Origin of the sequence: Paracoccus sanguinis (assembly GCF_012689545.1) — a bacterium.
In the GTDB taxonomy this organism is placed as follows: domain Bacteria; phylum Pseudomonadota; class Alphaproteobacteria; order Rhodobacterales; family Rhodobacteraceae; genus Paracoccus; species Paracoccus panacisoli.
In genome coordinates, this window is record NZ_CP051542.1 from 638,085 (window position 1) to 664,196 (window position 26,112).

Here is a 26,112-nt window from a genome sequence, read left to right on the forward strand (position 1 = left end):
CGGCCAACGCCCAACACCCGGAACATAGCGCGAACTCGGGCGCGGGGAAAGGGTCGCGGGCGGCGGGCGTTCGCAACTGGACTGTCACCGGGGGGTCGTGTTCTTCTGGTCCCACCACCCGCGACAGACCAGCGAAAAAGGGACCCCGATGAAACGCATTCTCCTGGCCTCGGCCGGCTGCCTCGCCCTCAGCGTCGGTGCGGCGCAGGCCGAGTACGTCCTGCATATCCTGCACAGCAACGACTTTCACAGCCGCATCGAGCCGATCAACACGTACGATTCGACCTGCGACGCCGAGACGCTCGAGAAGAAGGAATGCTTCGGCGGCGTCGCCCGGATGGCCGCGGCCATCGCCGCCAAGCGCGACGAGATCAAGGCGGCGGGCGGCAACGTGATCGTGCTGGACGCGGGCGACCAGTACCAGGGCTCGCTGTTCTACACGACCTACAAGGGCAAGGACACGGTCGAGTTCATGAATGCGATCGGTTACGACGCGATGGCGCTCGGCAACCACGAGTTCGACGACGGCCCGGACGGCGCGCTTATCCTGCTCGACGGGGCGAAGTTCCCGGTGATGTCGGGCAACCTCGACGTGTCGCAGTCGAACCAGCTCAAGGGCAAGCTGCAGGACACGCTGACGCTCGAGGTGGGCGGCGAAAAGATCGGGCTGGTCTCGACGCTGGCGATGGACACGCCCGAGACGGCGGCGCCGGGACCGGCGGTGATCTTCAAGGACGACATGGAGAGCCTCAAGGGCGACGTGGCCGCGCTGAAGGAGGCCGGGGTGACCAAGGTCATCGCGCTGACCCACGTGGGGTATCACCGCGACCTCGACTATGCGGCGCAGGTGCCGGGGCTCGACGCGGTGATCGGCGGGCACTCGCACACGCTGCTGGGCGACATGGAGGGGGCGGCGGGCGCCTATCCCACCATGGTCAAGGGCGCGGACGGCGCCGAGGTGCCGGTGGCGACCGCCTATGCCTACGGCAAGTACCTGGGCCACCTGACCCTGACCTTCGACGACGCGGGCAAGCTGACCAAGGCCGAGGGCGCGCCGATCCTGCTCGACCAGTCGCTGCCCGAGGACGAGGCCATCGCCGCCCGCGTCAAGGAGATGGCCGGCCCCATCGACGAGCTGCGCCAGCGCCAGGTGGCGGAGATCGCCGCCCCCATCGACGGCGCACGCGAAAGCTGCCGGGCGAAGGAATGCGAAATGGGCAACGTCGTGGCCGAGGCGATGCTCGCCCGCGTCGCCGGCCAGGGCGTCACCATCGCCATCCAGAACGGCGGCGGCCTGCGCGCCTCGATCGACGCCGGGCCGGTGACGATGGGCGAGGTCTATTCGGTGCTGCCGTTCCAGAACACGCTGGCCACCTTCGAGGCGACGGGCGAGACGCTGGTCAAGGCGCTCGAGAACGGCGCCAGCCAGTACGAGGACGCCGCGGGCCGCTTTGCCCAGGTGGCGGGGCTGAAATACACCCTCGATCCCAAGGCCGAGGCCGGCCACCGGATCAGCGCGGTCGAGGTGAAGTCGGGCGACGGCTGGGCGCCGATCGACCCGGCTGCGACCTATAAGGTCGTGACCAACAACTACGTCCGGGGCGGCGGCGACGGCTACAAGATGTTCGCGGACGCGGCCAACGCCTATGACTTCGGCCCCGATCTGGCCGACGTTCTGGCCGAGTGGCTGGCCCAGCAGGGCGCCGGTTTCAAACCGGCGGTGGACGGGCGGATCACCGTGAAATGACGCGCGAGCGCCCCGCGGACGGTGATCCGCGGGGCGTCCGACTCCGGGCCGGGGTATTTGGGCTAGACAGAAGCGGAGGAGCGTAGCGCGTGGCCGAAAGGCGCCACGGCGCAGAACCTCCGCGCTAACATCATCCTCTTATTTCAGATCGCTGTCGCGCCGCCGATGCGGCGTGCGGCCGATGCGCTTGCGCCACGACCGGCGCGCTGGTTATGTTTGCCCGAACATAACCGATTCGAGGCGTGCCGATGTCGCGTCTGTCTGTCGTTTGCGCCCTTGCGCTCTTCGCCCTGCCCGCGACACTCGGCCTTGCCGAGACCCCGCAACCGACGCTCGCGGCGGACGCGCAGGCGACCAGCGCCGCCATCACCGCGGACACCCTCGCCGGCCTGCCGGTCGAAGAGGTGGACGTACGCTACGAGACCTCCAAGGGGCCGCGCGCCGAGCATTACAGCGGCCCGCACCTCTGGGCTGTGCTCGGGCGGCTGGGCCTCGCGCCGGCCGACCCCAAGCCCGCGTTGCGGCAGTCGGTGATCGTGACGGGGCGTGACGGCCATGCGGTCGCGTTCTCGATGGGCGAGCTGATGCCGGACTTCGGCAACCGCCCGGTGCTGCTGTCGCTCACGGTCGACGGCCAGCCCACGCCGGATGGCGTCCGCGCCGTATCCCCCGGCGACGGGCGCGGGGCGCGGTATGTCAAGGACGTGGTCTCGGTCGAGATCCGGTGACGGCCTCAGCCGCCGGTGTGGCTCATGTGGCGGCTCATGGTGCCGGCGACCCCGCGGGAGTAATCGAAGTCGTGCCCCTTGGGCTTGCGGGAGATGGCGGCGCGGATCGCGGCCTTGAGCGGCGCCTCGTCCAGGCTCGCGCGCAGCGGCGCGCGCAGGTCGGCGCGGTCCTCTTGCCCGAGGCACATGAACAGCTCACCCGTGCAGGTCACCCGCACCCGGTTGCAGCTTTCGCAGAAGTTATGCGTGAGCGGGGTGATGAAGCCGATCTTCGCCCCCGTCTCCTCGACCCGGACATATCGGGCCGGGCCGCCGGTGCGCTCGGCCAGGGGCGTCAGCGTCAGCCGCTCGGCCAGCCGGGCGCGCAGGTCCGACAGCGCCCAGTACTGGTCGAGCCGCAGCTCGTCGCCCATCTCGCCCATCGGCATGACCTCGATGAAGGTCAGGTCGTGGCCCTCGGCGGCGCACCAGTCCACCAGCGTGAACAGCTCGTCCTCGTTGAAGCCCTTGAGCGCCACGGTGTTGATCTTGACCCGCAGCCCCGCGTCCTGAGCGGCGCAGATGCCGTCGAGGACCTGCGGCAGCCGCCCCCAGCGGGTGATCGCGGCGAAGCGGTCGGGGTCGAGCGTGTCGAGCGAGACGTTCACCCGCCGCACCCCCAGCGCCGCCAGCGGCGCGGCGAAGCGGGCGAGCTGGCTGCCGTTGGTGGTCAGGGTGAGCTCGTCGAGCCCTTGCCCCGGCCCGCTGCCCAGCCGCCCGGCCATCGCCTCGAAGAACGACAGGATGTTGCGCCGCACCAGCGGCTCGCCGCCGGTGATCCGCAGCTTGCGGACGCCCAGATCGACGAAGGCGCCGCAGAGCCGCTCGAGTTCTTCCAGCGTCAGCAGCTCGGCCTTGGGCAGAAACTGCATGTGCTCGGCCATGCAGTAGGTGCAGCGGAAATCGCAGCGGTCGGTGACCGACACCCGCAGATAGGTGATGGGCCGGGCGAAGGGGTCGATCAGCGGGGTGGTTTCGGCCATGCCGCCAACATAGGGCCGTGGCGCCAGCCACACAAGAACGGCGGAAAAACGCCCAGCACACGCGCTGGTGCGTGGACAGGCGCGCGCCCTGCGGCCACGTTGACTCAATAGCGAGGGTCGCGCGACGGGCGCGGCCCCGACACCGAGGGACGTCCGACCATGACCATCGCCCGCCTTGCCCTGATCCTTCCCGCGCTGGCCCTCGCGGCCTGCCAGACGACCATGACCGACCCGACGCCCACGCCCGCGCCGCGCACCACCGGCGCGACCGTCGGCGCCACCGCGGGCGATGCGGCCGCCGCGGCCGCCGCCGAGGCGCGCACCGGCACCATCCCCGACACGCTGACGGTGGGCACGCTGCAGCGCCCGGCCGGCTCGCGCAGCGTGGCCCAGCTGGACGCCTCGGCGGCCGAAAAGGCCGCGGCCACCGCGCCTGCCGCCAAAGGCGGGCGGCTCGGCACCACGGTCGCCTCGCTCGGCGACGCGACGCAGGGCGGGTTCTGGATGCGCACGCCGCTGGTCAAGGCCGCCGGCAAGGGGCGGATCGTCAACCCGGCCAACGGCAAGTCGGTGAACGTGGACCTGATCCCGCTCGGCGGCCCCGCCTCGGCCGGCAGCCAGGTCTCGCTGCCCGCGCTGACCACGCTCGGGATCGGCCTGACCGACCTGCCGACCGTCGAGGTCTTCAGCGCCTGACCCGCACGGAGGGGGCGGCGGTCAGCTCCACTCGGGGCGCAGCCGCTCGACCCAGTCGCGGCCGGCGTCGCCGCCCCATAATTCCCACGCGATGCGGCCGGTCGAAGGGCTGGCCGCATCGTCCCAGCCGCGCCCGCCGCGCAGATAGGCGAAGCGGGCGAACCAACCGGCGATCACCCGCATCTCGCGCGCGGAGTGGGGACGGCGGGCCGCCAGCGCCTCGGCCCGCGCCACCCCGACGTCGGTCCCGCCACGCCCGTGCCGGGCGCGCAGGGCAAGGCCGCCGCTAGCGGAGGCGGCCACGGCCTCGGGCGGGACGAAGCCCGCGCCGAGGCCCAGCGCCTCGAGTTCCGCGGCGAGCGCCGCAGGCAGGCGGTCGGCCACCGTCAGGCGCGGCCCGGCACGGGGCCGCCTCAGGCCGCCGGCATCCGCGCCTCGACCATGCCCGCAAACCAGCTCGACCCGAACGGGATCGCGTCGTCGTCGAAGTCGTAGGCCGGATGGTGGACCATCGCCGTGTCGCCATTGCCGACGAAGATATACGCCCCCGGCCGCGCCTCGAGCATGTAGCTGAAATCCTCGCCCCCCATCATCGGAGCGACGTCGGTGTCGACGTCGGCCGAGATCATCCGCGCCACCTCGATGGCATGGCCGGTCTCGTCGGGGTGGTTCACCGTCACCGGATAGCCGCGGTTATAGGCGACCTCGGCCACGGCGCCGAACGCCGTCGCCACGCTCGTCGCGACGCGGGTGATCCCCTCCTGCAGCTGGTCGCGGACGTGGGGATCGAGGCTGCGGGCCGTGCCCTTCAGCCGCACCACCTGCGGGATCACGTTGTAGGCGGTCGAGTCGGTCTGCACGACCGTGGCCGACACCACCCCGTTCTTCAGCGGATCGACGTTGCGCGAGACGATAGACTGCAGCGCGGTGATGATGTGGGCGCTGACCAGCACCGGGTCGATCCCCTCGTGCGGCTTGGCGGCGTGGCCGCCCTTGCCGGTCACGGTGATCTCGAACTGGTCGGCGGCGGCCATGATGCCGCCCTCGCGGATGGCGAAGGTGCCGACCGGGATGCCGGGCATGTTGTGCATCCCGTAGAACTCCTGGATGCCCCAGCGCTCGGCGAGCCCGTCCTCGATCATGGCCAGCCCGCCGCCGCCGCCCTCTTCGGCGGGCTGGAAGATCACCACCGCGGTGCCGTCGAAGTTGCGCGTCTCGGCGAGGTATTTCGCCGCGCCCAGCAGCATCGCGGTGTGGCCGTCATGGCCGCAGGCGTGCATGACGCCCGGGGTCTTCGAGGCGTAGGCGGCGCCGGTCTGCTCGACGATCGGCAGGGCGTCCATGTCGGCGCGCAGGCCGATGACCCGGCCGCTCGTGTCGGTCTTGCCGCGGATCACGCCGACGACGCCGGTGCGGCCGATCCCTTCGACCACCTCATCGACCCCGAACTCGCGCAGCAACTCGGCCACGCGGCCGGCGGTGCGGTGCACCTCGTAGAGCAGCTCGGGGTTCTCGTGGAACTCGCGCCGCCAGGCGGTGATCTCGGGCAGCATCTCGGCGAAGCGGTTCTTGACGGGCATGGCGTGTCTCCTTGATCCAAGGAGGATAGGAAAGGGACGTACCGTTTGGAAGCCCAGCGTGACGTGATAATCGACCACTCGCCACTTTGGAGCAAAGTATGGAGCAGCCTTCTTCCTTCCCCGCACTGTCGGCACTGAATGACATTTGCAAGGATCAAGCTCGTTTGACCGGCTGGCTGCGCTCGGTCATCGGAAATGAAGACTGGCACCAGATCATGCAGAGCGAACCAGCTAATCACGCGCTGCACATTACGCGACGGGCCTGTGAGATGCATCTCGCAACGCTGGTCGCCCGCATCTGGGACCAAAGCAGGGACGTCATTTCGCTACCTAAAATGATGCCCGACCTCCAACCCAGACTTGACGCCTCAGACAAGGGCCGCAGCGTGGGCTTAAAGGCGAGCTTCGACAGACTTAGCGCTTCGGAAACTCTGAAGCGGGTGCTGGTTATGCGTACCGAATGGCTGGCACACCGTGCACCTAACAGCCGCGACCGCGAGCGCTTGGGGGTTGTGGACGAAGGATTCACCTACAGTGAGATATTAGTGTTTTCGGCAGACACTCTCTCACTCATCGACGAACTTAACTCCGCTCTAACAGGCGGAAATGAGCACTTGGTCCACAATATGCGCAAGACGGAAGAGGTCTGCAGATCCGCGTGGAAGATTCTGGCTAACCAGATCGTTTGCCAATCCCCCGGCCCGGCCTAGCCGTGGGTCACCGGCTGGACCAGCACCCGGTGCCCCGGCGCGACCTCGCGGTAGACCGAGCGCGGCGGGACGTGGCCGACCGGGTGGATCGGTGACGGGATCGGCTTGAAGTTCAGGTCCTCGCTGATCTTCTTCTGCCGCGGATCGGCCACCGGGACCGCCGACATGAGCTGGCGGGTATAGCTGTGCTGCGGGTTCTCGAAGACCTGCCGGCGGGTGCCGATCTCGACGATCCGGCCCAGATACATCACCGCGACATGGTGGCTGACGCGCTCGACCACGGCCATGTCGTGGCTGATGAAGAGCATCGAAATGCCCATGTCCTGCTGCAGCTCCATCAGCAGGTTCAGCACCTGCGCCTGCACCGACACGTCCAGCGCCGACACCGCCTCGTCGGCGATGATGAGTTTCGGCCGCAGCGCCAGGGCGCGGGCGATGGCGATGCGCTGGCGCTGGCCGCCGGACATCTCGTGCGGATAGCGGCGCATGAAGCTGCGCGGCAGTTCCACCCGGTCGAACAGCCCCGCGATCCGGTCCTGGCGTTCCGACTTTGACCCGATGCCATAGTTCAGCATCGGTTCCTCGAGCTGGTCATACAGCTTCATCTGCGGGTCGAGCGAGGCAAACGGGTCCTGGAAGATCATCTGCATGTCCTGCCGCGCCCGCCGCAGTTGCGAGGGGCTGAGCGCCAGAACATCGGTGCCGCCGAGATGCACCGACCCCGAGGTCGGCTCGACCAGCCGCAGGATCGAGCGTCCGGCGGTGGACTTGCCGCAGCCCGATTCGCCGACCAGCGACAGCGTCTCGCCGGCGTTCAGTGTGAAGGACACGTCCTCGACCGCGTGAACCTGCGCCACGGTGCGGCGCAGAAGCCCGCCCTTGACGACGAAGCGGGTGCAGAGGTCGCGCACCTCGAGCAGCGGCTGCGGGTTCTCGACCACGATCGGGCGCGGCTCGACCACCTGCCCGGCCCGCATCAGCCGCAGCGGGATCGGCGCGTCGGTGCCCGCCATCTCGCCCAGGCGCGGGACGGCGGCCAGCAGCGCCTTGGTGTAATCCTCCTGCGGGGCCTCGAAGATCTGCTCGACCGGCCCCTCCTCGACCTTGTTGCCGCGGAACATCACCACTACGCGGTCGGCCATCTGCGCCACCACCGCCATGTCATGGGTGATGAACAGCACCGCCATCTGCTTTTCGCGCTTCAGCCGGTTGATGAGGGCGAGGATCTCGGCCTGGATCGTCACGTCGAGCGCGGTCGTCGGCTCGTCGCAGATCAGAAGCCGCGGCTCGCAGGCCATCGCCATGGCGATCACGACGCGCTGGCGCATCCCGCCCGAGAGTTCGTGCGGATACTGGTTCAGCCGCCGCTCGGGCTCGGGGATGCGCACCTCGCGCAGCAGCGCGAGCGCGCGGGCCTTGGCCTGTGCCTTGGTCATCCCCCGATGCACGATCAGCGATTCGCTTAGCTGGTCGCCCACGGTGAAGACCGGGTTGAGCGAGGTCATCGGCTCCTGGAAGATCATCCCGATCTTGTCGCCGCGGATGCGGCGCATGGCGGCGTCGGACTGGCGCGCCAGATCGACGGGCTTCGCCCCGCCCGCGTCGAACAGCATCACCCCGCCGTCGATCCGGCCGCCGCCGTATTCCACCAGCCGCATCAGCGAGAGCGAAGTGACCGACTTGCCCGACCCCGATTCCCCCACCACGCAGACGCATTCGCCGGGGCGGATGTCGAAGCCGATCTCCTCGACCCCGGTCACGCGGCCCTCGCGGGTCTGGAAGCTGACCCTCAGCCCGTCGATCGAGACGAGCGGCGCGTCCTGCGCCGCAGGTCCGGCGCCGTGGCGGTTGCGCGGAGTGTCGAGCATGGCAGTCTCCCTGAGGCGCGGCCTCTGGCGGGCCGTCGAATTGGCGAAAGTTGCCGCCGGCGGTCGGCGTTTGCAAGCCTTGGCGCGCAGGGCGGCCCCCCGGACGTGGGGGCGCGCGGGGCGGCGGGGCGGTGCGGGACGGCGCGCGGCCGGCCCGCCCCCGCCCGCCCTGCCCCGCCTGCGCCGGGCCGATGCCATGCGTTGGCGACCCCGCGTCGCCCTCACGGGGCCGCGATCTTTGCCCTTGCAATTCGGCCTGAGCGGCGATGAAACTGCGTCCATTCCGAGGGCGCGCCCGCCGAAAGGCAGCGAGACGCGCCGGCCGTCGGACCGGCGCGCCGTCAAAAAAGAGGCCCCGCGGCCCAAACCAACACGGGAGACTTTGCATGAAACTGACCACCCTGATGATGGGCGCCGCAGCGACGATGGCGCTGGCCACCGCCGCCCACGCCGAGCGCGGCGCGGACGGCCAGGTGAACATCCTCTATTCGCAGGCCGTCTCGACCATGAACGGCTACATGTCGGGCGGCACCAAGGACATCGAGGTCGGCTCGATGGTGCTCGAGCCGCTGGCCGGCTTCGACGAGAAGGGCAACATCTTCCCGCGCCTCGCCGCCGAGATCCCCTCGCGCGAGAATGGCGGCATCTCCGAGGACATGACCTCGATCACCTGGAAGATCAAACCGGACCTCAAGTGGTCGGACGGCACCGACTTCACCGCCGAGGACGTCAAGTTCACCGCCGACTACTGCATGCACCCCGAGGGGGGCTGCGCGCAGCTGTCGCGCTATGAGGGCGTCAAGACCGTCGAGGTCGTGGACCCGCTGACCGTCAAGGTCACCTTCGAGGGCCCGCAGCCCAACCCGTTCAGCGCCTTCGTCGGCGCCACCTCGCCGATCCTGCAAAAGGCGCAGTTCCAGAACTGCCTCGGCACCGCTGCCTCGACCTGCACCGAGCAGAACACCAAGCCGATCGGCACCGGCCCGTTCCGCGTCACCGACTTCAAGGTGAACGACGTGGTGATGCTGGAAGCGAACCCCAACTACCGCGACCCCGCCAAGCCCGCGTTCGCGACCGCGATGGTCAAGGGCGGCGGCGACGCCGAGTCGGCCACCCGCGCGGTGATGGAGACGGGCGAGTTCGACTATGCCTGGAACACCCAGGTGAACCCCGAAGTGCAAGAGCAGATGAAGGCCGGCGGCAAGGGCGAGTTCATCGTGGACTTCGGCACCCTGGTCGAGCGGATCGAGCTGAACCAGACCGACCCGTCCTCGGACCTGCCGGCCGACGAGCGCTCGACCACCAAGCACCCGCACCCGTTCCTGAGCGACCCCAAGGTCCGCAAGGCGCTGTCGATGGCGCTTGACCGGCAGGCGCTGGTGGACATCGGCTACGGCGACGCCGGCCGCCCGAGCTGCGACCTCGTGCCCGCGCCCGAGATGTACGCCGCCAAGAACGACAGCTGCTTCAAGCAGGACATCGAGGGCGCCAAGAAGCTGCTCGACGAGGCCGGCTGGGTCCCGGGTGCCGACGGCATCCGCGAGAAGGACGGCAAGAAGATGAAGATCCTGTTCCAGACCTCGGTGAACCCGGTCCGGCAGGAATTCCAGTCGATCATCAAGCAGTGGTGGTCCGAGATCGGGATCGAGACCGAGCTGAAGCAGGTCGACGGTTCGGTGTTCTTCGGCGCCGACGCGGGCTCGCCCGACACGCTGCAGAAGTTCTATGCCGACGTGCAGATGTACGCCAACAACTTCGACGGCACCGACCCGCAGCCCTACCTCGCGCAGTGGACCTGCGAGAAGGCGCCGTCGCCGGCGAACCAGTGGCAGGGTGAGAACTACAACCGCTACTGCGACCCGGCCTATGACGAGAAGGTCAAGCAGATGGTGGTCGAGATCGACCCCGCCAAGCGCGCCCAGCTGGCCAAGGATCTGAACAACATGATCACGGTCGAATCGAACGTGACCCTGCCGCTGATCGACCGCGGCCGGTTCTCGGCCAAGTCGAACACGCTCGGCGGCGTGATCATGAACGTCTGGGACACCGAGATGTGGAACGTCCAGGACTGGACCCGGGTGAAGTAAGCCCATCCCCATCAACCCGGCCGCCCTGCCCCCGAGGCGGGGCGGCCCCTTTCGTTCCGGGGCAGGCTCATGCTGACCTATGCTTTGCGGCGATTGCTGCTCGCGATCCCGACTCTCCTGTTCATCTCGCTGGTGATCTTCCTTCTGCTCGAGCTGTCGCCCGGCGACCCCTTGGGCGACGTCCCCCTGACCGTCCCGCCCGAGGTGAAAGAGCGGATGCGCGAGGCGCTCGGCCTCGGCCAGGCGTGGTACATCCGCTACGTGCTGTGGCTGAAGCAGTTCTTCTGGATCGAGCCGATGCACTGGATCGACCAGGCTTTCGGCACCTCGATCGTCGAGGGGCAGCAGCGCATCATCAGCTTCCAGTCGCGCGTGCCGGTGTTCGACGTGATCGCCCAGCGCATCCCGCAGACGCTGATCGTCGTCGGCTTCAGCTACCTCGTGGGCGTGCTGATCGCGATCCCGATCGGAATCATCTCGGCCTACAAGCAATATTCGTGGTTCGACCAGCTCGGCACGTTCGTCTCGATGGTCGGGTTCTCGATGCCGACCTTCTTCACCGGGGTGGTGCTCATCATCATCTTCGCGGTGAACCTGCAGTGGTTCCCCTCGGTCTATGACACCACGCTGCGGGTGACGGACTGGGCGAGCTTCTGGCAGCAGGTGCGGCAGATGATCATGCCGGTGACGGTGCTGGCACTCTACAACGCCGCGCAGATCAGCCGCTTCATGCGTGCCTCGATGCTCGACAACCTGCGCCAGGACTATGTCCGCACCGCCCGCGCCAAGGGGCTTTCGGAAAAGACCGTGGTCCTCAAGCACGTGCTGCGCAACAGCCTGATCCCGGTCGTGACCGTGATCGCGCTGGGGCTGCCGGCGGTCTTCGGCGGCGCCATCATCACCGAGCAGGTGTTCCGCGTGAACGGTCTGGGGCAGTTGCTGATCTCGGCCATCCACGCGAACGACATCCCGATGGTGCTGACGCTCACCTTCATCTTTGCCATCCTGATCGTGGTGTTCACGCTGATCGCCGATCTGCTCTATGGCATCCTCGACCCGCGGATCCGCTATGACTGAGCCCACCCCCTCCACCGCCGCCGCCCGGGCGGCCGAGCCCGCCCGCGACCGCGCCGAGCTGCTGCGCGAGACCGCGTCCAACGCGGCGGCGCCGGCGGCCTCGACCCTGCCGCCCGACGATCCGGTCAGCGCGACGCCCGCGACCCCGGCGACGCGCAGCCAGTGGCGCGACGTCTGGGCGCAGTTCCGCAGCCACACCGGCGCGATGATCGCGCTGGTGCTGTTCGTGGCGATCCTGCTGTTCGTGCTGGTCGGCCCGTGGATCTGGACCATCGACCCGACCTTCGTGGACATCCGCAACCGCAACACCGGGCCGAGCTGGGCGCACCCGCTGGGCACCGACCAGCTCGGGCGCGACACGCTCTCGCGGCTGATGGCGGGCGGCCAGACCTCGATCGCGGTGAGCATGACGGCGATGGTCATCGCGGTCACGCTCGGCAGCCTGATCGGCATCCTCGCCGGCTACTACCGCCGGCTGGACGCGCCGCTGTCGCGGCTGATCGAGCTGTTCCTCGCGCTGCCGCTGCTGCCGCTGCTGCTGCTGATGGTGACGCTGTTCCGCGAGCCGCTGTCGAAGAACCTCGGCACCGGAACCGGGACGTTCCTGCTGATCGTCGTCGCCATCGGCGCGACTTCGTGGATGCAGGCGGCGCGGATCGTGCGCGGCGACGTGCTGGGCCTGAAAGAGCGCGAGTTCATTCTCGCCGCCCGGTCGATCGGCACGCCGAACCGCCGGATGGTGATGCGCCACATCCTGCCCAACGTGCTGTCGCCGATCATGGTCGCCGCGACGCTGGGGATCGCTAGCGCCATCATCACCGAATCGGCGCTGTCCTTCCTGGGGCTCGGCTTCCCGCCGGACTTCCCGACCTGGGGGCGGCTGCTGTTCGACGCGATCCCGCAGATGCAGACCTATCCGATGCGGGTGGTCCTGCCGGGGCTGCTGATCTCGCTGACGGTGCTGACCGTGAACTACATCGGCGACGGCCTGCGCGACGCGATGGACCCGCGGATACGCGGGCGGTGAGGCCGGACCGGGGCGCTGCCCCGGACCCCGGGATATTTGCGCAAGCGAGAACTCAGGCGGCGCGGGCGATGGTCCGCGCCGTTTCCAGTTCCGCGAGCGGGAGGATCAGCAGCATCTCGCCCTGAACGGAGAGCCGCAGCGGGCCGGTGATCTCGTTCGAGGTGCCGATGCGGCCGCCGGGGGCGAAGCCGATCCCCTCGACCGGCCAGCGCAGCCCTTGGGCCTCGGCCCGCGCCGGGCCCATCGGGAAGAGCGAGAGCCGTGTGCCCGTCGGCAGGTCGGCCGTCACGCGCGGGGGGCAGCAAAGCACGGCGTCCGCCTCGGTCAGCAGCACCGTCGGCGGGCCGACGCGGCGGGCGAGGATGTTCAGCGCCGCCAGCGCGTGATCGAGCCGCGGCCCGGCGAAGCCCACGGCGAGGACGAAGGGCGCTGCGATGCGCGCCAGGGCCTTCTCGAAGTCGGTGGTGTCCTGCTCGGGGACGTGGTGCAGCACCGGGGCGAGCCGGGCGCGGGCGTCGTCCGAGAGGCTGTCGAGATCGCCGATCACCGCCCGCGGCAGCAGCCCCCGCGCCAGCGCCGCATCGGCCCCGCTGTCGGCCGCCGCCACGACCGGGGCCAGCGCCAGGGCCGCGGCGAGGGCCTGCGGCCCGACCTCGCCACCACCGATCAGCGTCACCCCCTCGGCCACCGAGAGGGCGGGCGCGTGGCTCATTCGTCGCCTCGGCCGATGCCCGAGAACACCCGCCGGAAGGGGATCGCCCAGGCGAAGGCCAGCACGAGGTAGAGCGGCAGTTCCAGCCACGCCGGCGGCCGCCCGCCGAACTGGTCCGAGACCCACGCCAGCAGCCACCACGCGAAGGCGAGGTAGAGCGGCAGCCACACGAGCAGCAGTACCAGCGACCAGCGTTTGCGTTGCGCGAGGTTCATGACGACTGCTCCGCCTCGGCCTCGAGCGCCTGTTCGCGCGCGACGTCGCGCCGCCGCAGCCGGTGCGCCGTCCGCGCCGCATGGCCCAGCCGCGCCGCCCAGCGGTCGAAGTTCCGCTCGGCGCCGCCGTCGCGGACCATGCCGAAGTAATAGCGCCGCACCGGGTCGATGCCGCAGTAGCCGAACACCTGCCAGCCGATCCGCTGGCCCACCGGGTCGCGCATCAGCCAGCGATAGACGGCCGGCGGGGTGTCCATCGTCACCACCAGATCGGCCGAGCGCCCGCGCAGCAGCGGGTCCTGCAGCAGCGCCCCCTCTTCGACCTGGAAGGCCTTGGTCGGCACCAGCAGCCGGTCCCACAGCCCCTTGGTCCGCGACGGCTCGGCCCCCCACCACAGCGGGAAGCCCAGCACGACGTGATCGGCGCCGAGGATCGCCTGCCAGACGAGGTGCAGGTCCGGCTCCCACTCCTGCACGGCGTCGTAGCCCTCGCGCAGGTTGGGATCGAAGTCGAGATCGCGGACGGCGAGCCGCGCGACCGAGGTGCCGGGGGGCAGCGCGGCCTCGTAGGCGTCGAGCAGCGCGCCCGTCAGGCGGTTCTCGTCCGGGTGGCCGTCGAGGATCAGGACCCGCATCGGCTCAATCCGCGAAGGGGTCGGTGACGAGGATGGTGTCGTCGCGCTCGGGGCTGGTCGAGAGCAGCGCGACCGGGCACTGGATCAGCTCCTCGATGCGGCGGACGTACTTGATCGCGGCCGCCGGCAGGTCGGCCCAGCTGCGCGCGCCCTCGGTCGACTGCGACCAGCCCTCGATTTCCTCATAGACCGGCTCGGCGCGGGCCTGCAGCGCGGCCGCGGTGGGGAGGTAGTCGTAGTGCCGCCCGTCCACCGTGTAGCCGGTGCAGATCTTCAGCGTCTCGAACCCGTCGAGCACGTCGAGCTTGGTCAGCGCGATGCCGTTCACGCCCGAGATGGCGCAGGTCTGGCGCACCAGCGCCGCGTCGAACCAGCCGCAGCGGCGCTTGCGGCCGGTGACGGTGCCGAACTCGCGCCCACGCTCGCCCAGCCGCTGGCCGATCTCGTCCTCGAGCTCGGTCGGGAACGGGCCCGAGCCGACACGGGTGGTGTAAGCCTTCACGATTCCAAGCACATAGCCGATCGCGCCGGGCCCCATGCCGGTGCCCGAGGCCGCCATGCCGGACATGGTGGTCGACGAGGTGACATAGGGATAGGTGCCGAAGTCGATGTCGAGCAGCGAGCCTTGCGCGCCCTCGAAGAGGATGCGTTTGCCGGATTTGCGGGCGTCCGCCATGATCCGCCACACCGGCTGCGCATAGGGCAGAAGCTTCGGCGCGATCTCGAGCAGTTTCGCCTTGAGTTCGGCGCGGTCGATGGGCGTGGCCCCCAGCCCCGCCCGCAGCGCATCGTGGTGGGCAAGCAGCCGGTCGAGGCGGCTGTCGAGCGTCTCCTCGTCGCCCAGATCGGCCACGCGGATGGTGCGGCGGCCGACCTTGTCCTCATAGGCCGGGCCGATGCCGCGGCCGGTGGTGCCGATCTTGGCCGCGCCCGCGGCCTCCTCGCGCAGCCGGTCGAGGTCCTGGTGCAGCGGCAGGATCAGCGGCGTGTTCTCGGCGATGACGAGGTTTTCCGTGGAGATCTGAACGCCTTGGCCGGAAAGCTTGTCGATTTCCGAGAATAGCGCCCAGGGGTCGAGCACGACCCCGTTGCCGATCACGGCGAGCTTGCCCTGCCGCACGATCCCCGAGGGCAGCAGCGACAGCTTGAACACCTGGTTGCCGATGACGAGCGTATGCCCGGCGTTGTGGCCGCCCTGGAACCGGGCGATCACGTCGGCGCGCTCGCTCAGCCAATCGACGATCTTGCCCTTGCCCTCGTCGCCCCACTGGGCGCCGACCACCACCACGTTCGCCATCCGCGAGTCCTTTCGTCCGGTCCGCAGGCGGTATAGCGGCGGCGCCGCCCGCGTGAAAGCAGGGATTCGGCACGGTCGGCACAGGGCGATGCACGAGGCGTCCGATGTTCGTGCAAGGTTCATGCAGCGTTCATGCACGGTTCATGCGAACGATCCGGGCTGCGCCGGGCTGGGTGAGATTGGCCGCGCGAGACTGGCCGCGCGCCCCGCCCCGCGCTAGTCTGCGGCGCCGGCCGGGGGCCGTGACCGAGGGGCGCTCATGCGGCTGATGATCTCGACGATGCGCGACGAGGCGCCCTTCGTGCTCGAATGGATCGCCTATCACCGGCTGATCGGCTTCACCGATTTCCTGATCTACTCGAACGACTGCACCGACGGGACCGACGCGCTGCTGGACCGGCTGGCGGCGCTGGGGATCGTCACCCATGTCCCGAACCCGCGCCAGGGCAAGAAGGCGATCCAGTGGCAGGCGCTGACGCGGGCCAAGGACCACCCGCTGTTCCGCGCCGCCGACTGGGCGATGGTCGCGGACGTGGACGAGTTCCTCGTGATCCACGCGGGCGACGGGCGGCTGGACGACCTCTTCGCCGCCGTGCCCGAGGCCGAGGGCTTCGTGGTCACCTGGCGGATGTTCGGCTCGGGCGGCATCCTGCGGTTCGATCCGGCGCCGGTGACCTCCCAGTTCCGCCGGGCCGCGCCCGACCGGATGATCTGGCCGCTGAGGGCGAGCCAGGTCAAGACGCTGTTCCGCGTCACCCCCGACGTGCGGCGGCTCGGCGTCCACCTGCCGCAGGGCAAGGCGGGGGCGGCGATCGGCGCGGCCTGGGTGGACGGCAACGGCGCGCGGGTGCGGCGGCGGTTCGGGTCGTTCACCATCTCGACCGAGCCGAAATACGCGCTCGCGCAGGTCAACCATTATGCGCTGGGGTCGGCCGAGAGCTTCCTCGTCAAGACCCGGCGCGGCCGGCCGAACCGCAGCGACATGGCCATCGACCTCGCCTATTGGGTCGAGCGCAACTTCAACGCCGTCGAGGACCTGTCGATCCAGCGCCACCTGCCCGGCATCGAGGCGGGGATCGCCGCGCTGCGGGCCGACCCCGAGGTGGCGCGGCTGCACGACGCCGGCATTGCCCACCGCCGCGCCCGGATCGCGGCGCTCTTGCGCGCGCATGAGAGCTTCCTGCTCTACTCGCATCTCGTGCAGGTCCCCGACACCCCGGTGCTGCCGATGGAGCAGCAGCTCGCGCTGTGCGAGCTGCGCCGCCACGCCCAGCCGGACCCGAAGGGCCGCGCCGACGAGGGGTGAGGCACGGCGCAGGTTCGGCGCCGCTGCCCCCGGGACGGCCCACCGCCTCTGGAAAGGCCCGCGCCGGACGGCTAAAAGACGCCCGACCGTTGCGCGGCGCCCGCCGCCGACGACCTGCCGCCCCCGTCCGCCGTCACCCCGAGGATCAGATGACCCAGACCCGCCGCCCCGTCGCCTCGCTGTGGATCGGAGAGAAGCTGCACTACCTCAACCAGCTCTGCCTCAAGTCGCATCTCGATCACGGGCATCCGGTCACGCTCTACTGCACCGACGCGGTGGACAATGCGCCCGAGGGGGTGGTGATCCGCCCCGCGTCCGAGATCATGGCGCTGGACATGGACCTGGTCGAGGCGACCTCGGCCTCGTTCCTGTCGAACGTCTTCCGCTACAAGATGATCGCGCAAACCGGGGCGCTGTGGATCGACTGCGACGCCTTCTGCCACAAGCCCTTTCCCGACGAATGGGACTATGTGTTCGCAGGCCACGGGATGCGCGGGGCGCTGAACTGCGGCGTGGTCGGCCTGCCGCAGCAGTGCGAGCTGATGGACCGGCTGATCGACTATTACGACAACCTGCCCGACTATCCCGCCTGGTGGAGCCGCAAGCAGCGCCGGCAGATGGACAAGCTGACCGAGAAGGGGGGGCTGACGCACGCCGCGGCGATCTACAAGACCGAGCGGACGGCGTTCGGGCCGCAGGCGTTCACCTGGTTCGCGCAGCAGACCGGGGACATCGCGCGGGCGATGACGCCGGACGTGCTCTACCCGGTGCCGTTCCAGCTCAACGACGTGTTCTTCGACCCCTACGGCCGGGTCGAGGGGCATTTCACCGACCAGACCGTTTCGGTGCATCTCTACACGAACGGGACCAAACCCTACTGGCGCAAGAACCCGCCGCTGGCGAACAGCTACGCGGCGCGGATGTGCGAGCAGGTGGGGATCGACCCGGCCGGCGCGCTCGAGGCGTGAGCCGCCGCCCTCGGGCCGGCGTGCCCGCACAGCCTGCCGTGACGACGACGCTGAGGGAACGGACGTGCTGACCGTCAAACCCACCTCCCCCCACGGCACCATCCTCGCCGTGTCGATGATGAAGGACGAGGCGCCCTATCTTCTCGAGTGGGTGGCCCATCACCTCGCGGTCGGGTTCACCGATCTTCTGGTGTACACCAACGACTGCACCGACGGCACCGTCGAGATGCTGCAGCGGCTCGAGGCGCTGGGGCTCGCCCATCACCGCGAGAACGCCATCCCCGAGGGGGTCAAGCCGCAGCCCTCGGCGCTGAATTACGCGCAGGACGAGCCGCTGGTGGCGGCGGCGGACTGGGTGATGGTGTTCGACGCCGACGAGTTCCTGTCGGTGAACCACCCCTCGGGGACGGTCGCGGGGATGCTCGACGACGCCGTGGCCAGGGGCGCCAACGGGATCGTCGTGACCTGGCGCATCTTCGGCTCGAACGGGGTCACGGACTGGTCGCGGGCGCCGGTGACCGAGCAGTACACGCGGGCCGCGCCGCCGCTCTGGAACAAGGGCTGGGGGGTCAAGACGCTGTTCCGCTTCGACCCCGAGTACTGGAAGCTCGGCATCCACCGGCCCTCGATCCGCAACAAGCACCTCGAGGACGGGTTCCCGGACACGGTGCGCTGGCTCAACGGCTCGGGCCAGCCGATGGAGGATTACTTCAAGTTCCGCGGCTGGCGGTCGATCCGGCGGACGCTGGGCTATGACTGGGCGCAGATGAACCACTACGCCGTCAAGTCGATCGACGCCTATGCGATCCGGCGGCTGCGCGGCAACGTGAACAACAAGAAGGACAAGTACAACGCCGACTACTGGTCGCTTCAGGACCGCAACGAGGTCGAGGATCGCCGCATCCTGCGCCATGCCCCCGAGCGGGCGCGGATCATGGCGGCGCTGCTGACCGACCCCGAGCTTGCGCGGCTGCACGAGGCGGCGCTCGCCCGCGTCGAGGCGCGGCTGGGCGAGCTGCGCGAGACGGCGGCCTATCAGGGGCTCAGGGCCTCGCTGATCGAGGCCGGGCGGGTGCCGATCACGGATGTGGAGGCCAAGCCCCCGCAGGCCCGCGACCCGGCCAAGATCGCCGCGATGATGAGCCGGGTCGAGCGGCGCACCGCCGACGAGGTGGCCGCGCGCCGGGCCGAGGCCGGCGACAGGGCGGCCGCGCCCGCCCCCGCCGCGGACGCCTATCTGGCCGGGACCGCGGCCCCCTCGCCCGAGGGCGCGGTCGAGTGGGTGGCGAACCAGGAGATCCTGCTGCCCGCCGACCCGCAGGTGTTCTCGGGCGAGGCGGTGATGGCGATCCTCGCGGGCAAGTTCGACCGCCGCGCGGCGCGCAACATCGTGGCGCAGATCGGCGGGGCGGCGCGGGTGCTTGACCTCGGCGCGGGGGTGGGGCTGCCGGTGCTCAAGGCGTTGAAGGCCGACCCGGCGCTCGTGGCGATGTGTCACGAGACGCGCGCCGGGGTGGCCGCGGCGGCGCAGGCGATCCAGCGCCGCAACGGGCTGGACGAGACGGCGCGGCTGCGGGTGGTCTCGGGGCCGTTGCGGCTGCCGGGCGACACGGCGGCGGCGGCGGCGGGGCTCGCGGCCTATCTGCGCGACTTCCGGCCCGACGCGCTGCGGGTCTCGCCCGCCGCCGGGGTGACGCCGGCGATGCTGGCGGCGGCGCCGCTCGAAACGGTGCGGCGGATCGTCCTGCCGTTCGAGAGCGCCGCAGACCGCGACCGGATGCGGGCGGAGTATGGCCCCGCGCTCGCCGCCGTGGGGTTCGAGGAGGAGGTGGCGCAGGCCGAGGGCGGATCGCTCGTCTGGCGCCGGCGCTGAAGCGGTTGGCCGCCGCGTGGGCGGCTGACGCTGTGGTGCCTCCGGCGGGGATATCTGGACAGGGATGACGGGCGGGCGAAGGCTGCAAGAGCTTGCCGCCCGTTTGAAGTCGCGTAAGGGTGCTAGAACACGCCCTCGAAGCGGTCGTCCAGCCGCACCGCATAGTCGGCGCTGTCGAACACCCGCAGGTTGCCGCCGCTGAACTTGCTGGCCGCGGTCAGGCGGTTGCCCGCGGCGTCGAAGCTCAGCTCCGCCGCGGCGCGGGCGGCGGCCCTGTCGAGGTCGTGGAACTCGGTGATGGCCGCGAGCCCGTCGTAGATCCGCACCCGGTCGTCGAAATAGGCCTTGAAGGCCCCCTCCCGGTCCGCGGCGAGGCGCGGGAGGGTGCGCTCCTCCCACAAACCGCGGTCGCAGAAGCCGAGGTGCAGCATGGTGTAGCCGGTGCTGACGTGCACGGGCCAGGCGCTGGCCCGGTGGCCGCCGGCGTTGACCGTGACACCTGCGGCGAAGGCCTCGCGCCCGACGAGGTTCACCTTGCAGTAGCTTTGGCTGATGACGCCGTAATGGCGCTGCGACATGACCGGGCGGGCGGGGTCGAGCGGCGGCTCGGCGGCGGTGTTGTGGACCACGTCCACGCCCAGCGAATAGACCACCCCCGCCTCGCGCACCTGCGCCGCCGCCTCGCTGATCGAGCGGCCCGCGTGGGGCACGATCAGCTCGTCAACGTCGCCCTTGATCACCGCGTCGACCCCAAGTTCGCCGAAGAGCCGCGCCATCGCCTCGTGCTGAAGGCGGGCCATGCGGCGGTCGATGCGGACCCGGTTCATGCGGGTGATCTGGCGCTCGACGACCGTGACATTGGTGCCGGTCAGATCGACGCCCGACTGCCAGTCGGACCCGTCGAGCAGGATGTGGAGGTTTTCGCGCCCCAGCAGCTGACCGTAATGATCGACCCATTTCCCGAGGTAGAAGTCGTCGTTCCGGACATGGGTGACAGCCGCGATCTTCATCCCCTGCGCTCCTTCGCTGGCCCCTCGGGCCCGACCACCTGCCCCGCGACCGCGGCCGGGTCGCCGACCTCGCGTAGCTCGACCCACGACAGCCCGAGGTTCAGCCGCACCACGCCCGCGCCGCAGTCGGTCAGCGCGGGGGGCGCGGGCCAGGCGGTCAGGTCGTAGATCTGGCCGGGGCGCCAGGTCTCGATCACCGTCACCCCGCCGTAGCCGATGGTGAAGCGGACGTTGCCCGGGCCGGGCGAGATGAGGTTGACGCCGGTGCCGACGAACACCTCGTCGTCGCCTGAGCCCAGCGCCACGCGGTTGCGGCCCGGGCCGGTGTCGATGCGCGAGCTGCCGTCGCCGTCGGTGATCAGGTCGTTGCCGTGGCCGCCGAAGATCGTGTTGCGCCCGCGCCGCCCGTGGATCACGTCGTCGCCGGTGCCGCCGTCGAGCGTGTCCGCCCCCGGCCCGCCCATCAGCGTGTCCGACCCGGCGCCGCCATAGAAGCGGTGGTGGCTCGAGGGCAGCGTGGCGATGGCTTTCAGCAGGTCGTTGCCCGCCCCGCCATGGAAGGTCGCGCCGCCGTATTTCGGACCCAGCATGATGTCGTCGCCGTCCGAGCCGGTCACGTCGACCTCGACCCGTTCCGAGGTCTCGAAGTGGATCGGGCTCGAGGGGTGGGCGACGATGCGCAGCACCTTGCCCTCGGTCAGGTCGGTTTCCTTGCGGGTCAGCACCGTGGCGATGCGGATGCGCTCGACATAGGGCGGGCAGTGCAGGACGTAGTCGTCCGGCCCGGCCATGAACCACAGCGTGTCCATGCCGCCGTCGCGGGTCTCGCGGATGCGCTCGGCGGCGGGGCCGTAGGCCCAGTAGTCGGTGTCGCCGCGCCCGCCGGCCATCACCACGCTGCCGTCCACGGCCATCATGGCGTTGACCCCGCGGGCCGGGTTCTCGAACCCGCGCAGGTCGAGCCCGAGGTCGAGCGCACCCGCCACCAGCTCGGCGCGCAGCGTCTCGACCGGCGCGGTGGCGGCGATGTTGGTCGTCTCGCCGGGGTCGGCGGCGAGGTCGTAGACGTGCTCTTCCCCGTTCGGGTAGCGGAAATAGCGCAGATGCGTCAGCCCCTCGGTCGAGGGGCGCACCGACAGCGTGCCGAAGACGCTGGTGACCGGGGATTTGCTGCGATCATACGTCCCGAACACAGGGTCGATCAGCGGCAGAAGGCTCTGCCCCGAGGTCCAGTCGGGGCGCGGCGGCAGGCCCGCGAGCTGCATCAGCGTCTTGGGCAGGTTGTGCAGCGAGACCGGCAGGTCGACCGTGCGTCCCTCGAGCTCCGCGTGCCAGATCGCCAGCGGGACGTGGGCCGCGCTGTCCCACTGGCTCATCTTGTGGAAGCTGTCGTGGGTGCCGAGGTTGAAGCCGTTGTCCGACAGGAACACCACCGTGGTGTCGCGCCCGAGCGGCGAGGCCTCGAGCGCGCGCATGAAGCGGCCGATCTCGTGGTCGGCGTGGCTGGTCGCGGCGAAATAGGCGCGCACCACCTGCCGCCAGGCCTCGTCGCCGGATTTCTCCGGCGTCCAACGGCCGTTGGCGATATAGGCGGCCTCATAGACGGCAAAGCCGGGCTGGGGGCCGAAGTAGTCCTCGGGCGCGGCCGAGGACGGCCAGACGATCGCCGCCGGGTCGTACTGGGCGTAGAAGCGGTCGGGCGATTCCAGGTTGTAATGCGGGTGCTTGAAGCCGAGCTGGATCAGGTTGCGCCGGGAGGGGTCGGCGCGGTCGAGGAAACGGATGGCGTTTTCGGCCACCGTCCAGTCGTAGAAGCGGTCGTCCTGCGCCCCGTCGTCGTCGGGGTGGTTGACGCCGCGAATGCCGGGGCCGCGGTCGAGGTATTCCTTGACCCGCAGCCGGTTGGAATCGTCGGCCGCCGGCAGGTCTTCGTGAAACAGCATCCGCCGGTAGGCCGCGGGCATCGGCTTGTAGTTGGCATCCACCTTGCCGGTGGTGAAGTTGTGCCAGCCCGCCCGGCGCAGGTCGTGCGCCCAGGCCTTCTCGGGGCGCATCACGTCGCGCCAGAAGCGGTTGAGGTCCACCAGCCCGCTGCGGAACGGCGAGATCCCGGTGGCGATCTCGGCCCGGCAGGGGGCGCAGAGCGGCACGGTCGCGTAGGCGTTCGAAAAGCGCACCGCCCGGGCCATCATCGCGTCGAGGTTCGGCGTCTCGATGCGCAGCCCGAAGGCCTCGCGCCAGGTCCAGACGTCGATCATGTCGTCGACCCAGATGACGCAGAGGTTCCCCTCGGCGAGCCGCTCGGGCCGGAACGCCATCAGAGGCCCCAGCGGAAATGCGCGGCGAGCGCGGCGAGCGCCGGGCCGGTCTCGTCCGACAGCGCCTGCTGGCCGGGCAGGACGATGACCTCGCGGATGAGGCTGGCGCCGAGAGTCTTGGCGAGGCCGCGGCGCTGGCTGCGGCAGCCGATGAAGAGATCGGCGCGGGCGGGCAGCGGGTCCATCTCGGCCGACGCGCGGACGACGGCGCCGCCGTCCTGCCAGAGCGCGAGGCCCGAGGGCCCGGCGCTGACGACCAGCATCCGCGCGGGGGCGCCGTCGCGGCGGGCGTCGGGGACGGTCAGCACCGCCTGCTCGGCGGTGTCCTTGAGGGTGAACCCGTCCTCGCCGTGCGAGAGGAAGAGATAGGCCCCGCCCGCGGCGCTGGGGTTGAGGCAGAGGAGCGTGCGCGCGGGCTCGGTCCGGTGCGGATGCCACACCACCGCGAGCGTGATCGCGCGGCCGGGGGCGAGGCCCTCGAGCACCATCCCGCCGTGCAGCCCGGTGCGGCAGACGAGGCCCGCCTGCCCCTCGGCCTCGGCGACGATCACCTGCCCCTCGGCGGGGTCGGTCGGGACCGCGCGGCGGTCATCGCCGGTTGACCAGCCGGCGGGGGCGCCGTCGGGGGTGCGCGGGAAGTCCTCGGGGCGGCCGCGCAGCCAGACGCCGCCGGAGGCCCGGACCAGCGCCGCCACGGCGGCGGCGGGGGCGTCGGCGAGGATCGCCTCGGGCAGGTCGCGGTCGATCTGGATCGGGGCGGCGTCAGTCATGGCGCGCCCCCCGGCCGGGGTGGACCGGCAGCACGCAGGGCAGCGCCCAGCGGTGCAGCGTGCCGCCATCCGCGGCGGCGAGCTCCCACCCGTCGCGCACCGCCTGGCCCGCGTCCGCATCGGGCGCGCCCCAGGCATAGGCGACGCTGACCGCCTCGCCCTCGGGCGCGCGGTCGAGGTGCAGGCGCACGGTCTGCGGGTCGGCGGGGTCGAGCGAGACGCCGGTGATCCGCGCCCCGTTCGTGGCCCCGCGCAGGGTGAAGCCGACCGGATGCCCGCCCCCCGGCGCCTCGGCCGCATCAAGGACCAGCGGCGCCAGCGCCTGCGCGATCATGCGGATCACCGGGGCGCCCTCCGCATCGGCCTCGATCTCGGCGAGGTGGAAGATCGGGCAGCGCCAGCCGTCGGTCAGCGGGTCCGGCTCGCGCGGGCGGGGGGTGGCGGCGGTGACGGCGGCGGCGGTCATCTCGGCCATGCGCCGGCGGGCGGCTTCGGTCGGGCGGTCGTAGGCGTCGGTCTCGAACATGTAGCCCGGGGCCGAGGTGATCAGCCGGTGGTCGCCGTGGTTCCAGGCGAGCTCCCACTGGCCGGCGACCTGCGCCTCGGTGGCGCGGCCGGGGGCGCCGGCGTCGAGGCGGGTGACGAAGAGCGGCCGGTCGTAGCCCTGCGCGGCCAGCCCCGCCTCGATCCGCGCCATCAGGGCGATCATCGCGTCGCGGTAGGCGGTGGCGCTGCCCGACAGCTCCTCGAGCGCGAAGTCGAGCGAAACGCAGAAGATCCGCGGCTCCTTGCCCAGCGCGGTGGCGGCGCGGCGCAGGTTGGCGGCGGCGATCATCAGGTTGTCGAAGGCGGGCCCCTGGGCGAGTTCCGCGGCGCTGGCGGCGCGGTCGGTCTCGGCCCGGGCGACGAAGAGCGGCAGGGGGCCGTGCTTCTCGATCTGCCAGCCGAGGCAGGCGTCGGCGACCAGCGCCTCGTGCGTCACCTCGCGCAGTTGGTCCAGCCCGTCGGTTTCGGCGGCCGCATCGACGCCGGACTGGCCGACCGCGCCGATGTCGTCGTCGGCCCCGAGGACGTGGAAGGGAAAGCCGGGCCGCTCGGCCGAGGCCAGCGCCGCCCGCGCCCCGCCGAGGCCGAGGATGCCCATGAGCGGGCCGGGTGCGTCGGCGATGATCCCGCCGGTGCTGCCGCCCTCGGGGCGGGGCAGGCGCTTGCGGAAGCCGCGCGCGCCCTGCCGGCCGGGCAGCCGGGCGGAGAAGCGCAGCCACTCGCCCTCGATGCGGATGTCCCAGGCGTCCACCGCCTCGAGCGCCGCCTCGGCCGCGGCGAGGTCGCCCGCGCTGGCGGGCGCGGCCGCGCCACCGGCCGCCACGGGGGCGGCGCCGAGGCGCTGGCGGATATCCTCGATCACCCGGTCCGACAGGCGCAGCGTGACCCCGGTCGCATCATAGCGGATCAGGTCGCCGTTCCGCGCCCGCACCAGCACCCCCTGGCGGACGGGAAAGCCGGGATGATCGCTGGTGCTGCTCAAGGGGTCGTCCTTTCCGGCCTGCGCGGGGGTGGCGGGGGTCTCTGGTTCGCGCGGCACAGTAGGGATAAACGCCGGCTGATGCCAGCCGCGGCGTGGCTGCGGGCGCGGTTGGGGCGGCGGAGGGGACGGCGGCCGGGTGGGCTGCGGAAAGGACGGACGGAATGGCTAATCAGGAGTGGATCGTCACCGATACGCGCCGGGCGGGCGAGAGCGGGTTGATCGCCTGGCCGCAGCTGCGCAACGGGACGCGGCTCGAGCACGCGCAGGCGGCGTTCGAGCGCTTCGGCCAGCATCCGGGCGGGCGGCTCATGCCGCTCGGGGCCTACAGCTATTCGCACTCGTGGTTCCCCTGCACCCGGATCGGCCGCTACTGTTCGATCGCCGAGAACGTCCGGGTGATGGGTGATAACCATCCGCACGACTGGGTTTCGACCAGCCCGCGGTTCTACGCGCCCCGGACGCGCGCCCGCTGTCGGATGCCCGAGCCGCAGGCGCCGCTGCGCTTTGCCGGGCGGGGGTCGGCGCCGGTCACCATCGGCCATGACGTCTGGATCGGGCAGGACGTGCTCATGAAGGGCGGCATCCATGTCGGCGACGGGGCGGTGATCGCCGCGGGTGCGGTCGTGACCCGCGACGTGCCGCCCTATGCCATCGTCGGCGGCGTCCCGGCGCGGGTGATCCGGCCCCGCCTCGACCCCGAGGTGAGCCGCCGCCTCGCCGCGCTGGCCTGGTGGGAGGCTGAGCCCGCCTCGATCATCGACCTGCCCTTCGACCGGCCCGAGGCGTTCGTCGCCGAGGCCGAGGCCGCGCGGGCGGGCTGGCAGGCGAAGCCCTACGATTATCGCCCTTTGGCACGGCACCTGAAGGACGGCACCATCACGGGAGTTGACGCAGCCGGGGCCTGACGGGATACCGCGCGGGGTCGCATCCCGCGCCGC

General features: G+C 70.7%; 23 protein-coding genes. 11 read left to right on the forward strand and 12 right to left on the reverse strand.

Annotated features, from left to right (window positions below):
• Positions 1-148 precede the first annotated feature (148 nt).
• Positions 149-1,747, forward strand: coding sequence for a bifunctional metallophosphatase/5'-nucleotidase (locus HGN31_RS03055; protein WP_168782291.1), 1,599 nt, complete (start codon positions 149-151; stop codon positions 1,745-1,747).
• Positions 1,748-1,995: 248 nt separating this feature from the next.
• Entirely contained in the window at positions 1,996-2,475 is a 480-nt protein-coding gene (locus tag HGN31_RS03060) for a hypothetical protein (RefSeq protein WP_168782292.1), read from the forward strand.
• Between the two features lie 5 nt (positions 2,476-2,480).
• On the opposite strand, the gene moaA is transcribed toward HGN31_RS03060, so the two are convergent.
• Positions 2,481-3,497, reverse strand: coding sequence for a GTP 3',8-cyclase MoaA (gene moaA / locus HGN31_RS03065; RefSeq protein WP_168782293.1), 1,017 nt, complete (start codon positions 3,495-3,497; stop codon positions 2,481-2,483).
• Between the two features lie 159 nt (positions 3,498-3,656).
• Here moaA and HGN31_RS03070 point away from each other — a divergent pair, with 159 nt between their 5' ends.
• Positions 3,657-4,193 carry a hypothetical protein gene (locus HGN31_RS03070; protein ID WP_168782294.1) on the forward strand — a complete coding sequence of 179 codons (537 nt, stop codon included), beginning with the start codon at positions 3,657-3,659 and terminating at the stop codon, positions 4,191-4,193.
• Between the two features lie 21 nt (positions 4,194-4,214).
• Here the strand turns inward: HGN31_RS03070 and HGN31_RS03075 are convergent, their stop codons facing one another.
• Together HGN31_RS03075 and HGN31_RS03080 are read right to left on the reverse strand one after the other, a co-directional pair.
• Positions 4,215-4,577 carry a hypothetical protein gene (locus tag HGN31_RS03075; protein ID WP_168782295.1) on the reverse strand — a complete coding sequence of 121 codons (363 nt, stop codon included), beginning with the start codon at positions 4,575-4,577 and terminating at the stop codon, positions 4,215-4,217.
• A gap of 29 nt (positions 4,578-4,606) precedes the next feature.
• A complete protein-coding gene (locus tag HGN31_RS03080; RefSeq protein WP_043130649.1) occupies positions 4,607-5,773 on the reverse strand; it encodes a M20 aminoacylase family protein in 1,167 nt (388 codons plus the stop codon).
• 98 nt (positions 5,774-5,871) lie between these two features.
• Between HGN31_RS03080 and HGN31_RS03085 the strand changes: the two genes are divergently transcribed.
• Positions 5,872-6,483 carry an AbiU2 domain-containing protein gene (locus HGN31_RS03085; RefSeq protein ID WP_168782296.1) on the forward strand — a complete coding sequence of 204 codons (612 nt, stop codon included), beginning with the start codon at positions 5,872-5,874 and terminating at the stop codon, positions 6,481-6,483.
• On the opposite strand, the gene HGN31_RS03090 is transcribed toward HGN31_RS03085, so the two are convergent.
• A complete protein-coding gene (locus HGN31_RS03090) occupies positions 6,480-8,351 on the reverse strand; it encodes an ABC transporter ATP-binding protein (RefSeq protein WP_168782297.1) in 1,872 nt (623 codons plus the stop codon). The genes HGN31_RS03085 and HGN31_RS03090 overlap by 4 nt on opposite strands.
• 386 nt (positions 8,352-8,737) lie before the next feature.
• Between HGN31_RS03090 and HGN31_RS03095 the strand changes: the two genes are divergently transcribed.
• The 3 genes from HGN31_RS03095 to HGN31_RS03105 all read left to right on the forward strand — a co-directional run bounded on the left by HGN31_RS03095 (position 8,738) and on the right by HGN31_RS03105 (position 12,542).
• A complete protein-coding gene (locus HGN31_RS03095) occupies positions 8,738-10,438 on the forward strand; it encodes a peptide ABC transporter substrate-binding protein (protein WP_036699566.1) in 1,701 nt (566 codons plus the stop codon).
• Positions 10,439-10,507: 69 nt separating this feature from the next.
• A complete protein-coding gene (locus HGN31_RS03100; RefSeq protein WP_036699563.1) occupies positions 10,508-11,515 on the forward strand; it encodes an ABC transporter permease in 1,008 nt (335 codons plus the stop codon).
• Positions 11,508-12,542: an ABC transporter permease gene (locus HGN31_RS03105; RefSeq protein WP_168782298.1), complete on the forward strand. Its 1,035-nt coding sequence runs from the start codon at positions 11,508-11,510 to the stop codon at positions 12,540-12,542. The genes HGN31_RS03100 and HGN31_RS03105 overlap by 8 nt, the downstream gene beginning before the upstream one ends.
• 52 nt (positions 12,543-12,594) lie before the next feature.
• Here HGN31_RS03105 and HGN31_RS03110 read toward each other — a convergent pair whose 3' ends face one another.
• From HGN31_RS03110 to HGN31_RS03125, 4 genes are read right to left on the reverse strand one after another with little or no spacing between them, the layout of a single operon-like run.
• Positions 12,595-13,254, reverse strand: a complete 660-nt coding sequence (locus tag HGN31_RS03110; RefSeq protein WP_168782299.1) for a thiamine diphosphokinase — start codon at positions 13,252-13,254, stop codon at positions 12,595-12,597.
• Positions 13,251-13,469 (reverse strand): DUF2842 domain-containing protein, encoded by a 219-nt coding sequence (locus tag HGN31_RS03115; protein ID WP_036712147.1) that lies wholly within the window; start codon positions 13,467-13,469, stop codon positions 13,251-13,253. The genes HGN31_RS03110 and HGN31_RS03115 overlap by 4 nt, the downstream gene beginning before the upstream one ends.
• Complete coding sequence (locus HGN31_RS03120; protein WP_168782300.1) at positions 13,466-14,104, reverse strand: NAD(P)H-dependent oxidoreductase; 639 nt, start codon at positions 14,102-14,104, stop codon at positions 13,466-13,468. Before HGN31_RS03120 ends, HGN31_RS03115 begins: the two co-directional genes overlap by 4 nt.
• A 4-nt stretch (positions 14,105-14,108) precedes the next feature.
• Positions 14,109-15,401 (reverse strand): adenylosuccinate synthase, encoded by a 1,293-nt coding sequence (locus HGN31_RS03125; RefSeq protein ID WP_036734443.1) that lies wholly within the window; start codon positions 15,399-15,401, stop codon positions 14,109-14,111.
• Between the two features lie 259 nt (positions 15,402-15,660).
• Here HGN31_RS03125 and HGN31_RS03130 point away from each other — a divergent pair, with 259 nt between their 5' ends.
• The 3 genes from HGN31_RS03130 (at position 15,661) to HGN31_RS03140 (ending at position 19,548) form a co-directional block, all read left to right on the forward strand.
• Positions 15,661-16,707 (forward strand): glycosyltransferase family 2 protein, encoded by a 1,047-nt coding sequence (locus HGN31_RS03130; protein ID WP_168782301.1) that lies wholly within the window; start codon positions 15,661-15,663, stop codon positions 16,705-16,707.
• A 149-nt stretch (positions 16,708-16,856) separates the two neighbouring features.
• Positions 16,857-17,675 carry a hypothetical protein gene (locus tag HGN31_RS03135; protein ID WP_168782302.1) on the forward strand — a complete coding sequence of 273 codons (819 nt, stop codon included), beginning with the start codon at positions 16,857-16,859 and terminating at the stop codon, positions 17,673-17,675.
• Between the two features lie 64 nt (positions 17,676-17,739).
• Positions 17,740-19,548 (forward strand): glycosyltransferase family 2 protein, encoded by a 1,809-nt coding sequence (locus HGN31_RS03140; protein WP_244961114.1) that lies wholly within the window; start codon positions 17,740-17,742, stop codon positions 19,546-19,548.
• Between the two features lie 122 nt (positions 19,549-19,670).
• Here the strand turns inward: HGN31_RS03140 and HGN31_RS03145 are convergent, their stop codons facing one another.
• The 4 genes from HGN31_RS03145 to HGN31_RS03160 are packed head-to-tail and all read right to left on the reverse strand — an operon-like array spanning position 19,671 to position 25,174.
• A complete protein-coding gene (locus HGN31_RS03145; protein ID WP_168782303.1) occupies positions 19,671-20,558 on the reverse strand; it encodes a glycosyltransferase family protein in 888 nt (295 codons plus the stop codon).
• Entirely contained in the window at positions 20,555-22,876 is a 2,322-nt protein-coding gene (locus tag HGN31_RS03150) for a sulfatase-like hydrolase/transferase (protein WP_168782304.1), read from the reverse strand. The genes HGN31_RS03145 and HGN31_RS03150 overlap by 4 nt, the downstream gene beginning before the upstream one ends.
• Positions 22,876-23,646: a hypothetical protein gene (locus HGN31_RS03155; protein ID WP_168782305.1), complete on the reverse strand. Its 771-nt coding sequence runs from the start codon at positions 23,644-23,646 to the stop codon at positions 22,876-22,878. The genes HGN31_RS03150 and HGN31_RS03155 overlap by 1 nt, the downstream gene beginning before the upstream one ends.
• Entirely contained in the window at positions 23,639-25,174 is a 1,536-nt protein-coding gene (locus HGN31_RS03160; protein ID WP_168782306.1) for a hypothetical protein, read from the reverse strand. The genes HGN31_RS03155 and HGN31_RS03160 overlap by 8 nt, the downstream gene beginning before the upstream one ends.
• A gap of 161 nt (positions 25,175-25,335) precedes the next feature.
• Between HGN31_RS03160 and HGN31_RS03165 the strand changes: the two genes are divergently transcribed.
• Positions 25,336-26,079, forward strand: coding sequence for a CatB-related O-acetyltransferase (locus tag HGN31_RS03165; protein ID WP_168782307.1), 744 nt, complete (start codon positions 25,336-25,338; stop codon positions 26,077-26,079).
• Positions 26,080-26,112 lie beyond the last annotated feature (33 nt).